Source organism: Polaribacter vadi, from assembly GCF_018861005.1.
In the GTDB taxonomy this organism is placed as follows: Bacteria; Bacteroidota; Bacteroidia; order Flavobacteriales; family Flavobacteriaceae; genus Polaribacter; species Polaribacter vadi_A.
In genome coordinates, this window is sequence record NZ_JAHKQL010000001.1 from 140,375 (window position 1) to 152,321 (window position 11,947).

At 31.7% G+C, this 11,947-nt stretch carries 20 protein-coding genes; all 20 read left to right on the plus strand.

Annotated elements, in window-relative coordinates:
* Entirely contained in the window at positions 1 to 369 is a 369-nt protein-coding gene (gene rplN / locus KO506_RS00575) for a 50S ribosomal protein L14 (RefSeq protein WP_068363309.1), read from the plus strand.
* A gap of 13 nt (positions 370 to 382) precedes the next feature.
* Positions 383 to 685, plus strand: a complete 303-nt coding sequence (gene rplX, locus KO506_RS00580) for a 50S ribosomal protein L24 (RefSeq protein ID WP_068363312.1) — start codon at positions 383 to 385, stop codon at positions 683 to 685.
* 8 nt (positions 686 to 693) lie between these two features.
* On the plus strand, positions 694 to 1,245 hold the full coding sequence (rplE, locus tag KO506_RS00585; RefSeq protein ID WP_215992975.1) for a 50S ribosomal protein L5: 552 nt from the start codon (positions 694 to 696) through the stop codon (positions 1,243 to 1,245).
* Positions 1,246 to 1,248: 3 nt separating this feature from the next.
* The gene (gene rpsN / locus KO506_RS00590; protein ID WP_091891535.1) at positions 1,249 to 1,518 is read left to right on the plus strand and encodes a 30S ribosomal protein S14; all 270 of its coding nucleotides are present in this window, start codon (positions 1,249 to 1,251) and stop codon (positions 1,516 to 1,518) included.
* Positions 1,519 to 1,681: 163 nt separating this feature from the next.
* Entirely contained in the window at positions 1,682 to 2,080 is a 399-nt protein-coding gene (gene rpsH / locus KO506_RS00595; protein WP_215992976.1) for a 30S ribosomal protein S8, read from the plus strand.
* A gap of 10 nt (positions 2,081 to 2,090) precedes the next feature.
* Entirely contained in the window at positions 2,091 to 2,636 is a 546-nt protein-coding gene (rplF, locus tag KO506_RS00600; RefSeq protein ID WP_068363329.1) for a 50S ribosomal protein L6, read from the plus strand.
* Positions 2,637 to 2,647: 11 nt separating this feature from the next.
* Entirely contained in the window at positions 2,648 to 2,992 is a 345-nt protein-coding gene (rplR, locus tag KO506_RS00605) for a 50S ribosomal protein L18 (protein ID WP_215992977.1), read from the plus strand.
* A 3-nt stretch (positions 2,993 to 2,995) separates the two neighbouring features.
* Positions 2,996 to 3,520 (plus strand): 30S ribosomal protein S5, encoded by a 525-nt coding sequence (gene rpsE / locus KO506_RS00610; RefSeq protein ID WP_076686301.1) that lies wholly within the window; start codon positions 2,996 to 2,998, stop codon positions 3,518 to 3,520.
* A gap of 11 nt (positions 3,521 to 3,531) precedes the next feature.
* A complete protein-coding gene (gene rpmD / locus KO506_RS00615; RefSeq protein ID WP_215992978.1) occupies positions 3,532 to 3,714 on the plus strand; it encodes a 50S ribosomal protein L30 in 183 nt (60 codons plus the stop codon).
* A 10-nt stretch (positions 3,715 to 3,724) separates the two neighbouring features.
* Entirely contained in the window at positions 3,725 to 4,177 is a 453-nt protein-coding gene (gene rplO, locus KO506_RS00620; RefSeq protein WP_215992979.1) for a 50S ribosomal protein L15, read from the plus strand.
* A 13-nt stretch (positions 4,178 to 4,190) separates the two neighbouring features.
* Complete coding sequence (gene secY / locus KO506_RS00625) at positions 4,191 to 5,516, plus strand: preprotein translocase subunit SecY (RefSeq protein WP_215993017.1); 1,326 nt, start codon at positions 4,191 to 4,193, stop codon at positions 5,514 to 5,516.
* A 1-nt stretch (position 5,517) separates the two neighbouring features.
* Entirely contained in the window at positions 5,518 to 5,733 is a 216-nt protein-coding gene (gene infA, locus KO506_RS00630) for a translation initiation factor IF-1 (protein ID WP_068206835.1), read from the plus strand.
* Positions 5,734 to 5,745: 12 nt separating this feature from the next.
* Positions 5,746 to 5,862, plus strand: coding sequence for a type B 50S ribosomal protein L36 (gene ykgO, locus KO506_RS00635; protein ID WP_004568720.1), 117 nt, complete (start codon positions 5,746 to 5,748; stop codon positions 5,860 to 5,862).
* On the plus strand, positions 5,862 to 6,227 hold the full coding sequence (gene rpsM / locus KO506_RS00640; protein WP_215992980.1) for a 30S ribosomal protein S13: 366 nt from the start codon (positions 5,862 to 5,864) through the stop codon (positions 6,225 to 6,227). The genes ykgO and rpsM overlap by 1 nt, the downstream gene beginning before the upstream one ends.
* 83 nt (positions 6,228 to 6,310) lie before the next feature.
* Complete coding sequence (rpsK, locus tag KO506_RS00645; protein WP_068363343.1) at positions 6,311 to 6,694, plus strand: 30S ribosomal protein S11; 384 nt, start codon at positions 6,311 to 6,313, stop codon at positions 6,692 to 6,694.
* A 140-nt stretch (positions 6,695 to 6,834) separates the two neighbouring features.
* Positions 6,835 to 7,440 (plus strand): 30S ribosomal protein S4, encoded by a 606-nt coding sequence (rpsD, locus tag KO506_RS00650; RefSeq protein ID WP_068363346.1) that lies wholly within the window; start codon positions 6,835 to 6,837, stop codon positions 7,438 to 7,440.
* A gap of 96 nt (positions 7,441 to 7,536) precedes the next feature.
* Positions 7,537 to 8,529 (plus strand): DNA-directed RNA polymerase subunit alpha, encoded by a 993-nt coding sequence (locus KO506_RS00655; RefSeq protein ID WP_215992981.1) that lies wholly within the window; start codon positions 7,537 to 7,539, stop codon positions 8,527 to 8,529.
* Positions 8,530 to 8,592: 63 nt separating this feature from the next.
* Positions 8,593 to 9,075, plus strand: coding sequence for a 50S ribosomal protein L17 (gene rplQ / locus KO506_RS00660; RefSeq protein ID WP_215992982.1), 483 nt, complete (start codon positions 8,593 to 8,595; stop codon positions 9,073 to 9,075).
* 152 nt (positions 9,076 to 9,227) lie between these two features.
* Positions 9,228 to 10,346: a glutamine-hydrolyzing carbamoyl-phosphate synthase small subunit gene (gene carA, locus KO506_RS00665; protein WP_215992983.1), complete on the plus strand. Its 1,119-nt coding sequence runs from the start codon at positions 9,228 to 9,230 to the stop codon at positions 10,344 to 10,346.
* A gap of 266 nt (positions 10,347 to 10,612) precedes the next feature.
* Entirely contained in the window at positions 10,613 to 11,899 is a 1,287-nt protein-coding gene (gene eno, locus KO506_RS00670; protein ID WP_215992984.1) for a phosphopyruvate hydratase, read from the plus strand.
* The last annotated feature ends 48 nt before the right edge of the window (positions 11,900 to 11,947 follow it).

Here is an 11,947-nt window from a genome sequence, read left to right on the forward strand (position 1 = left end):
ATGTTACAGACAGAATCAAGATTAAAAGTAGCAGATAATACTGGAGCTAAAGAAGTTTTAGTAATTAGAGTTTTAGGAGGAACAAAAAAACGTTACGCAAGTATTGGAGACAAGATTGTTGTATCAGTAAAAGCTGCAACTCCTAACGGAACTGTAAAAAAAGGTCAAGTATCTAGAGCAGTTGTTGTAAGAACAAAAAAAGAAGTTAGACGTAAGGATGGATCATACATTAGATTTGATGATAATGCTTGTGTACTTTTAAATCCTACTGAGGAGATGAGAGGAACACGTGTATTTGGTCCTGTAGCTCGTGAACTTCGTGAGAAACAATTCATGAAAATAGTATCATTAGCACCTGAAGTGCTTTAAATCATTATATAAGATGAAGAAGTTCAAATTAAAATCAGGAGATACTGTAAAAGTAATTGCAGGAGACAACAAAGGATCTGAAGGTAAAGTTTTACAAATTATCAAGGATAAAGATAGAGTATTAGTAGAGGGTGTAAACTTAGTATCTAAGCATACAAAACCTAGTGCTCAAAATCCTCAAGGAGGTATTGTAAAAAAAGAAGCATCTTTACACATCTCTAACGTTATGTTAGTAGAAGAAGGTGTTGCTGTAAGAGTTGGTTATAATGTTGATGGAGATACTAAAACTAGAATCTCTAAAAAAACTAAAAAATAGTAGTAATCATGAGTTACGTACCAAGATTAAAAGCAGAATACAAAGAAAGAGTTATAAAGGCTCTTACTGATGAATTCAGTTATAAGAATGTAATGCAAGTGCCTAAATTAGAAAAAATAGTTGTTTCTAAAGGTGTTGGTGCTGCTATTGCAGATAAGAAATTAATAGATTATGCTGTAGAAGAATTGACTAAAATTACTGGTCAAAAAGCAATTTCTACTATGTCTAAAAAAGATGTTGCATCATTTAAATTACGTAAAGGTATGCCTATAGGTGTAAAAGTTACGTTAAGAGGTGATAAAATGTATGAGTTTTTAGATAGATTAGTTACTGCATCTTTACCACGTGTTAGAGATTTTAACGGTATAAAAGCTAATGGATTTGATGGGAGAGGTAATTATAATTTAGGTATTACTGAACAAATCATCTACCCAGAAATAAATATTGACCAAGTTAAAAAAATTAACGGTATGGATATTACATTTGTAACATCTGCAAATACTGATAAGGAAGCAAAGTCACTATTAGGAGAATTAGGTTTACCATTCAAAAAAAATTAAGAAATGGCTAAAGAATCAATGAAAGCTCGCGAACGTAAAAGAGCAAAAACAGTTGCAAAATATGCAGAAAAGAGAAAAGCTTTAAAAGAAGCTGGAGACTATGAAGCATTGCAAAAATTACCAAAAAACGCTTCACCAATTAGAATGCATAACAGATGTAAGTTAACTGGTCGTCCAAAAGGATATATGAGACAATTTGGTATCTCTCGTGTAACGTTCAGAGAAATGGCAAATCAAGGATTAATACCAGGTGTTAAAAAAGCAAGTTGGTAGAAATTTTAAATAAAGCTTAAAAATAAAAATAGAATGTGTATCTTTGCACGCTCTATTTTTTTTGAGTATAAGAATTTTAACTGATTATAGGTTCATTTATCACAGAGAAATCTGTAGCATAAATAGAGGTATTTGAAAACCGTAATCGCAATTTTATATTAATATGTATACAGATCCAATCGCGGATTTTCTTACTAGAGTAAGAAATGCAATCGCAGCAGGACACAGAGTAGTAGAAGTGCCAGCTTCTAATTTGAAGAAGGCAATGACTAAAATTTTGTTCGATCAAGGGTATATTTTAAGTTACCAGTTCAATGACAATAAAGTGCAAGGAACTATTAAGATAGCTTTAAAATATGACAGAGACACAAAAGAGTCAGTAATTAGAAAAATTCAACGAATCAGTACACCAGGTTTGCGTAAGTACGTGGGGTCTTCAGAGATGCCAAGGGTATTAAACGGACTTGGAATTGCTATTGTTTCTACATCTAAAGGTGTAATGACAAATAAAAAAGCACGTCAAGAAAATGTTGGAGGAGAAGTTTTATGTTACGTTTATTAAACCTTGAAAGATGAGTAGAATTGGAAAAAACCCAGTTAGCATCACACAAGGTGTAGATGTAAACATTAAAGAAAACGTAATCACTGTTAAAGGGAAATTAGGAGAGCTATCTCAAACTATTTCTAACGGAATTTCAGTGAAAATAGAAGATGCAACTATCACTTTAGAGAGAGCATCAGAAAGTAAAGACCATAAAGCACAACATGGTTTAATGAGAGCTTTAATCGCTAATATGATTGAAGGTGTTTCTAAAGGATGGACTAAAGAATTAGAATTGGTTGGTGTAGGTTATAGAGCCTCTAATCAAGGGCAAAAATTAGACTTAGCTTTAGGTTTCTCTCATAATATTGTTTTAAACTTAGCTCCAGAAGTAAAAGTTGAAACTGTATCAGAGAAAGGGAAAAACCCAATCATTAAATTATCTTCATTTGACAAACAATTAGTAGGTCAAGTTGCTGCAAAGATTCGTTCTTTCAGAGCTCCAGAGCCATATAAAGGTAAAGGTGTGAAGTTTGTTGGTGAAGTATTAAGAAGAAAAGCAGGTAAATCTGCATAAGATATAGCACTATGGCATTATCAAAATTACAGAGAAGAGCTAGAATTAAGCGTAGAATTAGAAAGATTATTTCTGGTACAGCTACTAAACCAAGATTGTCGGTTTATAGAAGTAACAAAGAAATTTACGCTCAATTAATAGATGATGTAAACGGAGTAACATTAGCTTCAGTTTCATCAAGAGATATAAAAGCAGCTACTAAAGCTGAAGCAGCAACTGAAGTTGGTAAAACAATAGCAGAAAAAGCTGTTAAAGCAGGAGTAGAAACAGTTGCTTTCGATAGAAATGGTTATTTATACCATGGTAGAGTTAAAGTATTAGCAGATGCTGCAAGAGAAGCTGGTTTAAAATTTTAAGAAATTATGCAAGGTTATAAAAACGTAGAAAGAGTTAAACCAAGTGGATTAGAGCTTGTAGATAGATTAGTTGGTGTACAACGTGTAACCAAAGTAACAAAGGGTGGTAGAGCATTTGGTTTCTCTGCTATTGTTGTTGTTGGCGATGGTAATGGTGTTGTTGGTCACGGATTAGGAAAATCTAAAGATGTTTCTTCTGCTATTGCAAAAGCAGTAGAAGATGCTAAGAAAAATTTAGTAAGAATACCAATTTTAGAAGGTACTTTACCTCACGAACAAAAAGGTAAATTTGGTGGTGCAAAAGTATTCATCAAACCAGCTTCTCCTGGTACAGGGGTGATAGCTGGTGGTGCAGTTCGTGCAGTGTTGGAGTCTGTAGGTGTACATGATGTATTATCTAAATCTCAAGGATCTTCTAACCCTCATAATGCAGTAAAAGCAACTTTCGATGCTTTATTACAATTACGTAGTGCAGCTGCAATTGCGAAACAAAGAGGTGTTTCTTTAGAAAAAGTATTTAACGGATAAATCTAAGAACGATGGCAAAAATTAAAGTTACACAAGTAAAAAGTCAAATCGGGCGTCTTAAGAATCAAAAGAGAACTTTAGAGGCATTAGGTTTACGTAGATTAAACCAGACAGTTGAGCATGAGGCAACTCCTTCAATTGTTGGTATGGTAAATAAAGTTTCACATTTAATTTCTGTAGAGGAATTAAAATAAGATATTTAAAATGAGTAGTTTACATAACTTAAAACCAGCAGAAGGATCTGTTAAAAAAGAGAAAAGAATCGCACGTGGTGAAGGTTCTGGTCATGGAGGTACTTCTACAAGAGGTCACAAAGGGGCAAAATCTCGTTCAGGTTATTCTAGAAAAATTGGTTTTGAAGGTGGGCAAATGCCACTTCAAAGACGTGTTCCAAAATTTGGTTTCACTAATATAAACCGTAAAGAATATCAAGGTATCAACTTAGACAAGTTACAAGCTTTAGTTGATAGTGGTAAGATAACTGATACAGTAAATTTAGATATTTTAATTGCTAATAGATTAGCAGGAAAAAACGACCTAGTTAAAATTTTAGGTAGTGGAGAGTTAAAAACTAAATTAAACATAACTGTACATAAATATACAGCATCAGCAAAGGCAGCTATTGAAGCAGCTGGAGGAGAAGCTGTAACTTTATAACATTCCGTAAATGATGAATTTAATTAATAAATTAAAAGAGATTTTTAGTATTGAAGAATTAAAAAATAAAATTCTTCTGACTATCGGTTTAATTGCTGTATATCGTTTTATGGCATCAGTTCCTTTACCAGGGATTGATCCATTACAGTTAGCAGCTTTAAAAGATAGTGCTTCAGATGGTCTTTTAGGATTATTGAATGCATTTACTGGAGGGGCATTTGCACGAGCGTCTGTTATGGCTCTTGGTATTATGCCTTATATTTCTGCTTCTATTGTAGTTCAATTAATGGGAATTGCTGTTCCTTATTTACAGAAATTACAAAAAGATGGGGAAAGTGGACGTAAAAAGATTACACAGATCACAAGATGGTTGACTATTGGTATTACTTTGGTGCAAGCACCAACGTATATTACAGCTATTAAAACTCAATTTGGTTTAGGACCAGAAGCATTTTTAGTTTCTGGCCCGACTTTTTGGGTTTCTTCTATTGTTATACTTACTGCAGGTACAATATTTGCTATGTGGTTAGGTGAGCGTATTACAGATAAAGGAATTGGTAATGGAATATCATTATTAATTACTGTAGGTATTATTGCTAACTTTCCTGCAGCATTTTTACAAGAGTTTGTGGCTAAAACTACTAACGCAGGTGCTGGTGGTATTATGATGGTTTTAATTGAAATCATAGTTTGGTTTGTTGTAATTTTATTATCTGTATTATTGGTTACTGCTGTTAGAAAAATAGCAGTTCAATACGCCAGAAGAACTGTTGCAGGTAATGTGCAAAATGTTGCTGGATCATCTAGAGATTATATTCCTTTAAAATTAAATGCAGCTGGGGTAATGCCAATTATATTTGCTCAAGCAATAATGTTTTTACCTGTTGCTTTAGCTCAAAAGTTTCCATTTATGGCAAGCTTACAAGATATTAATGGGTTAGGATATAATATTATTTTTGCTTTATTAATTATCATTTTTAGTTATTTCTATACTGCTATTACTATTCCCACAAATAAAATGGCAGATGATTTAAAAAGAAGTGGTGGTTTTATACCAGGTATCAGACCAGGTAAAGACACCGCAGATAGATTAGATTCTGTATTATCAAGAATTACATTACCAGGATCTATATTTTTAGCAGTATTATCAATATTACCAGCAGTTGTAGTTCAGTTTGGAGTACAACAAAGTTGGGCAATGTTTTATGGAGGTACATCATTAATTATTATGGTTGGTGTTGCAATTGATACCTTACAACAAATAAATTCATATTTATTAAATCGTCATTATGATGGTTTAATGAAACCAGGAAATAGTAACAGAAAATCGAATAAGTAAGATGGCTAAACAACCCGCAATTCAACAAGATGGAACTATTACAGAAGCATTGTCAAATGCTATGTTTCGTGTAGAGTTAGAAAACGGACATATTGTAACGGCTCACATTTCAGGAAAGATGCGTATGCATTATATCAAATTATTACCTGGTGATAAAGTGAAATTAGAAATGAGTCCTTATGATTTAACAAAAGCAAGAATTACTTACAGATACTAAAAAAATATACAGATGAAAGTTAGAGCATCAGTTAAAAAAAGAAGTGCCGACTGCAAAATAGTACGCAGAAAAGGTAGATTATATGTGATTAATAAACAAAATCCTAGATTTAAACAAAGACAAGGGTAATGGCAAGAATAGCAGGTATTGATATTCCAAAGAATAAAAGAGGAGTTATTGCTTTAACTTACATCTTTGGTATAGGAAACAGTAGAGCTAAAGAAGTTTTAGCTAACGCAGAGGTTGACGAAAGTATTAAAGTTCAAGATTGGACAGATGATCAAATCGCAGCAATTAGAGAGCAAGTAGGTACTTTTACCATTGAAGGTGAATTACGTTCAGAAGTTCAAATAAACATCAAACGTTTGATGGATATTGGATGTCAAAGAGGAATCCGTCATAGAATGGGATTACCTTTAAGAGGTCAAAGAACAAAAAATAACTCTCGTACTAGAAAAGGTAAGAGAAAAACTGTTGCTAACAAGAAAAAATAAGTTAGTGATTAACCTAGTTATGGTTTAGTGTGCCGTATTTATAAATACAATTTACTAAACATAATAACTAAACATTTAATATTATGGCAAAAGCAAGTGCAAAAAAACGTAAAGTAATAATTGATGCAATAGGTGAAGCTCATGTAACAGCATCTTTTAATAACATCATTATTTCTTTAACAAATAAAAGAGGAGACGTAATTTCTTGGTCTTCTGCAGGTAAAATGGGTTTTAGAGGTTCTAAAAAGAATACTCCTTATGCAGCTCAATTAGCAGCAGAAGATTGTGCAGGTGTTGCAAAAGAAGCAGGTTTACGTAAAGTAAAAGTTTATGTAAAAGGGCCTGGTAATGGTAGAGAATCTGCTATTAGGTCTTTACACAATGCAGGTATCGAAGTAACAGAAATTATTGATGTTACTCCTATTCCACATAATGGATGTCGTCCACCTAAAAGAAGAAGAGTATAATTTATATTCTTATAAAAAAAGATACTGAACAATGTTTCAGCATCTTTTTTAAACAATTAATATTATTTTTTAACTTGATAGGATAAAGATTAGCGAAGGATAAGCCTTAATTCATAATCCCTATCTATAACACAAAAGAAATGGCAAGATATACAGGACCAAAAACTAAAATTGCTCGTAAATTTGGTGAAGCAATTTTTGGAGAAGACAAAAACTTCGAAAAAAGAAATTTCCCTCCAGGACAGCATGGAAATGCAAGAAGAAGAGGGAAGAAATCTGAATATGCTACTCAATTAATGGAGAAGCAAAAAGCAAAATATACTTATGGTATTTTAGAGCGCCAATTCAGTAACTTATTTAAAAAAGCATCAGCTTCTCAAGGGATTACTGGTGAAATTTTATTACAATTATGTGAATCTCGTTTAGATAACGTAGTTTACAGAATGGGTGTTTCTAACTCTAGAAGTGGAGCTCGTCAATTAGTATCTCACAGACACATTACTGTTAACGGAGAAATTGTTAACATACCTTCTTATAGTTTAAAAGATGGTGATGTTGTTGCTGTAAGAGAAAAGTCTAAATCATTAGTAGCAATCGAAGATGCATTAGCATCTAATAGTACTGTTTATGAATGGTTAACTTGGAATAATGATACTAAATCTGGAACTTTTGTAAAAGCACCAGAAAGACTACAGATTCCAGAAAACATCAAAGAACAATTAATAGTAGAATTATATTCTAAATAATAATTTAATCATATTGGTATTTAGCCAAAGGGTTAGTTTGTTTTTCTTCACTCTTACAAACCGCGCAACTAAATAACAATTAAAACGAAGAAATAAATGGCAATTTTAAATTTTCAGAAACCTGATAAAGTAATTATGATAGAATCTACTGATTTTAAAGGTAGATTTGAATTCAGACCATTAGAACCAGGTTTTGGTTTAACAGTGGGTAATGCTTTAAGAAGAGTTTTATTATCTTCTTTAGAAGGTTTTGCAATTACATCATTAAGAGTAGATGGTGTAGAGCATGAGTTTTCTACAGTACCAGGTATTGTAGAAGATGTTACAGAAATTATCTTAAACTTAAAACAAGTTCGTTTTAAGAAACAAATAGATGAAACTGATAGAGAAACTGTATCTGTTTCAATATCTGGTCAAGAGCAGTTTACTGCTGGAGATTTACAGAAGTTTATTTCTGGTTTTCAAGTATTAAACCCAGATTTAGTTATTTGTAACATGGATAAATCTGTAAAATTAAATGCAGAAATTACCATAGAAAAAGGTAGAGGATTTGTACCTGCAGAAGAAAATAAAAAATCTTCAGCACCAATTGGTACAATCTTTACAGATTCTATCTACACACCAATTAAGAATGTAAAATATTCAATCGAAAATTATCGTGTAGAACAAAAAACGGATTATGAAAAATTAGTTTTCGATATTGATACTGATGGTTCAATTAATCCTAAAGATGCATTAACAGAAGCTGCAAAAATATTAATTCACCACTTTATGTTATTCTCTGATGAGCGTATCACTTTAGAGGCTGATGAAATTGCACAAACTGAAACATATGATGAAGAATCTTTACATATGCGTCAATTATTAAAAACTAGATTAATTGATATGGATTTATCTGTTAGAGCTTTAAATTGTTTAAAAGCAGCAGAGGTAGATACATTAGGAGATTTAGTTTCTTTTAACAAAAGTGATTTAATGAAGTTTAGAAACTTTGGTAAAAAGTCATTAACAGAACTAGAAGAACTAGTTATAGTTAAAGGTTTAAGTTTCGGAATGGATTTAACAAAATACAAATTAGATAGAGATTAACCTTTCATATTTTGCTCCTCAAAAAGGGTAGATGCAAGATGAAAGCATAAAACAAACGTCAAAATGAGACACGGAAAAAAACACAATCATTTAGGTAGAAAAACAGCGCACAGAAAGGCGATGTTAGCTAATATGGCTTGTTCTTTAATAGAACATAAACGTATTAACACTACAGTAGCAAAAGCAAAAGCATTAAGAGTTTTTGTAGAGCCATTAATTACAAAGTCTAAGTCAGATACAACTCACAATAGACGTGTTGTATTCTCTTATCTACGTGATAAATATGCAGTAACTGAGCTTTTTAGAGAAGTTTCTGTTAAAGTTGCAGACAGACCAGGAGGTTATGTTCGTATTATTAAATTAGGAAATCGTCAAGGAGATAATGCTCCTATGGCAATGGTTGAATTAGTTGATTACAACGAAATTTATAACCCTAAAGGTAAACAAGCTAAGAAAACTACTCGTAGAAGTAGAAGAGGTAGTTCTAAAACTGAAGCAACTGCTCAAGTAGAAGAAACTTCAGCTGAACAAAAATCAGAAGAATAAAAAATGAAAATTTTTTAGTTTAAATATTTTAAAAAGGGATAAGCATTTATGTTTATCCCTTTTTTATTGTCAAAAAAAACTAATAACTCTTTGACTTAAAAAAAGATGATAATTCTTATTTTTGCAAAGTCAGAAAAATTATCAAAACAAGAATGAAATATCAACAAAGAAAGAAAGCACTAGTACTATTAGCAGACGGAACAATTTTTTATGGAAAATCTGTTGGTATAGAAGGAACTTCTACAGGAGAAATCTGTTTTAATACAGGTATGACAGGTTATCAAGAAATATTTACAGATCCATCTTATTTTGGACAATTAATGGTGGCTACAAATGCACACATTGGTAATTATGGAATAAATAACGATGAAGTTGAATCTGATGGAATTAAAATTTCAGGTTTAATTTGTAGAAATTTCAGTTTTACACACTCAAGAGTAGATTCTGATGGAAACCTAAAAGACTGGTTTATAAAACATAATTTAGTTGCAATCTCAGATGTAGATACTAGGGCATTAGTATCGTATATTAGAGATAATGGTGCAATGAATGCTATTATTTCTACTGAAGTTGATAAAATTGATGAATTAAAAAGTCAATTAGCAGCTGTACCTAGTATGGAAGGTTTAGAGTTGGCTTCTAAAGTATCAACCAAAGAACCATATTTTATAGGTGATGAAAATGCTGATATAAAAATTTCTGCTTTAGATATTGGTATTAAAAAGAATATCTTAAGAAATTTAGCTAAAAGAGGAGCTTATATTAAAGTATATCCATATAATTCAACGTTTTTAGAATTAGAAAATTTTAATCCTGATGGATATTTTATTTCTAATGGACCTGGTGATCCTGAACCTTTAGTGGAAGCACAAGAAGTTGCAAAAGAAATTATAAAAAGAGATTTACCATTATTTGGTATTTGTTTAGGTCATCAAGTAATTGCCTTATCACAAGAAATTTCTACTTATAAAATGCACAATGGTCATAGAGGTATTAACCATCCAGTTAAGAATCTATTAACAGGTAAAGGAGAAATTACATCTCAAAATCACGGTTTTGCTATCAATAGAGAAGAAACAGAAGCTAATGAGAATGTAGAAATTACACATTTGCATTTAAATGATCATACTGTAGCTGGTATTCGTATTAAAGATAAAAATGCTTTTTCTGTACAATACCATCCAGAAGCTAGTCCAGGACCACATGATTCAGAATATTTATTTGATCAATTTATTTCAAATATTAAGGAATCTAAAAAAGTTTTATCGTAACATTTTTGCAGATGGTCTATGCAAAATCGTTATTTATCTATTTTATGGTATTTTAATAAATATTTGAAGTATATTTGAACTGTGGTTGAGAAATCACATTCTTTTTCATAGCAATTTTCCCACTCAGTTTCTGAGTGGGTTTTTTTTATTCTAATAATAGCAAACGTTTTCGTAATTAATCAAATACATATCATATATAACTTGTTTCATTTTTGTAAATTAGCACTGTAGTAAAAGATTCAATTAATTAAACAAAAAATATTAAAATGAGCATTATTATTAGCGTTCACGCACGTCAGATTTTTGATTCAAGAGGAAACCCAACTGTAGAAGTAGATGTAACTACTGAAAATGGAGTTTTAGGTAGAGCAGCAGTTCCTTCTGGAGCATCTACAGGAGAACATGAAGCAGTAGAGTTAAGAGATGGTGGTAAAGATTATATGGGTAAAGGAGTTCTAAAAGCTGTAGATAATGTAAATAGCATTATTGCAGAAGAACTTTTAGGAGTTTCTGTTTTTGAGCAAAATGCAATAGACAAATTAATGATAGATTTAGATGGTACTCCAAATAAATCTAAATTAGGAGCTAATGCAATATTAGGAGTTTCTTTAGCTGTTGCAAAAGCAGCTGCAAATGAATTAGGTATGCCTTTGTATAGATATGTAGGTGGTGTTTCTGCAAACACTTTACCATTACCAATGATGAATATCATTAATGGTGGTTCTCATTCAGATGCACCTATTGCTTTTCAAGAATTTATGGTTATGCCAGTTAAAGCTGAAACATTTACAGAAGCTATGAAAATGGGTTCTGAAATTTTTCATAACTTAAAGAAAGTTTTACACGATAGAGATTTATCTACAGCAGTAGGAGACGAAGGTGGTTTTGCACCAACTTTAGATGGTACAGAAGATGCACTAGATACAATTGCTTTAGCAGTTAAAAATGCAGGTTATTCTTTTGGTGATGAAGTTAAGATTGCTTTAGATTGTGCTGCAGCAGAATTTTATGTTGATGGAGCTTACGACTATACTAAATTTGAAGGTAGTAAAGGTGTAGTAAGAACTAGCCAAGAGCAGGCTGATTATTTAGCTGAATTAGCAGCTAACTATCCTATTATTTCTATTGAAGATGGTATGGATGAAAACGATTGGGAAGGTTGGAAATACTTAACTGAAAAGATTGGTGATAAAGTTCAATTAGTTGGTGATGATTTATTTGTAACAAATGTAGAGCGTTTAGGTAGAGGAATCGAAAATGGAATTGCAAATTCAATTTTAATTAAAGTAAACCAAATTGGTAGTTTAACAGAAACTATTGCAGCTGTAAATATGGCTAAAAATGCTGGTTATACTTCTGTAATGTCTCATAGATCTGGTGAAACAGAAGATAATACTATTGCAGATTTAGCTGTAGCATTAAACTGTGGGCAAATAAAAACAGGTTCAGCTTCACGTTCAGATAGAATGGCTAAATACAATCAATTATTAAGAATTGAAGAAGAATTAGCAGAAACTGCATATTTTCCAAAAGAAAATGCTTTTAAAATATAAATAGATAATATACTTATCAGTTTTAAAACCTTACTTTTTAGTAAGGTT

Excerpts from the sequence above, each read along its gene's own strand:
- rplN (WP_068363309.1), top strand. The coding sequence starts at position 1 with ATGTTACAGACAGAATCAAGATTAAAAGTAGCAGATAATACTGGAGCT.
- rplX (WP_068363312.1), top strand. The coding sequence starts at position 383 with ATGAAGAAGTTCAAATTAAAATCAGGAGATACTGTAAAAGTAATTGCA.
- rplE (WP_215992975.1), top strand. The coding sequence starts at position 694 with ATGAGTTACGTACCAAGATTAAAAGCAGAATACAAAGAAAGAGTTATA.
- rpsN (WP_091891535.1), top strand. The coding sequence starts at position 1,249 with ATGGCTAAAGAATCAATGAAAGCTCGCGAACGTAAAAGAGCAAAAACA.
- rpsH (WP_215992976.1), top strand. The coding sequence starts at position 1,682 with ATGTATACAGATCCAATCGCGGATTTTCTTACTAGAGTAAGAAATGCA.
- rplF (WP_068363329.1), top strand. The coding sequence starts at position 2,091 with ATGAGTAGAATTGGAAAAAACCCAGTTAGCATCACACAAGGTGTAGAT.
- rplR (WP_215992977.1), top strand. The coding sequence starts at position 2,648 with ATGGCATTATCAAAATTACAGAGAAGAGCTAGAATTAAGCGTAGAATT.
- rpmD (WP_215992978.1), top strand. The coding sequence starts at position 3,532 with ATGGCAAAAATTAAAGTTACACAAGTAAAAAGTCAAATCGGGCGTCTT.
- rplO (WP_215992979.1), top strand. The coding sequence starts at position 3,725 with ATGAGTAGTTTACATAACTTAAAACCAGCAGAAGGATCTGTTAAAAAA.
- secY (WP_215993017.1), top strand. The coding sequence starts at position 4,191 with ATGAATTTAATTAATAAATTAAAAGAGATTTTTAGTATTGAAGAATTA.
- infA (WP_068206835.1), top strand. The coding sequence starts at position 5,518 with ATGGCTAAACAACCCGCAATTCAACAAGATGGAACTATTACAGAAGCA.
- ykgO (WP_004568720.1), top strand. The coding sequence starts at position 5,746 with ATGAAAGTTAGAGCATCAGTTAAAAAAAGAAGTGCCGACTGCAAAATA.
- rpsM (WP_215992980.1), top strand. The coding sequence starts at position 5,862 with ATGGCAAGAATAGCAGGTATTGATATTCCAAAGAATAAAAGAGGAGTT.
- rpsK (WP_068363343.1), top strand. The coding sequence starts at position 6,311 with ATGGCAAAAGCAAGTGCAAAAAAACGTAAAGTAATAATTGATGCAATA.
- rpsD (WP_068363346.1), top strand. The coding sequence starts at position 6,835 with ATGGCAAGATATACAGGACCAAAAACTAAAATTGCTCGTAAATTTGGT.
- KO506_RS00655 (WP_215992981.1), top strand. The coding sequence starts at position 7,537 with ATGGCAATTTTAAATTTTCAGAAACCTGATAAAGTAATTATGATAGAA.
- rplQ (WP_215992982.1), top strand. The coding sequence starts at position 8,593 with ATGAGACACGGAAAAAAACACAATCATTTAGGTAGAAAAACAGCGCAC.
- carA (WP_215992983.1), top strand. The coding sequence starts at position 9,228 with ATGAAATATCAACAAAGAAAGAAAGCACTAGTACTATTAGCAGACGGA.
- eno (WP_215992984.1), top strand. The coding sequence starts at position 10,613 with ATGAGCATTATTATTAGCGTTCACGCACGTCAGATTTTTGATTCAAGA.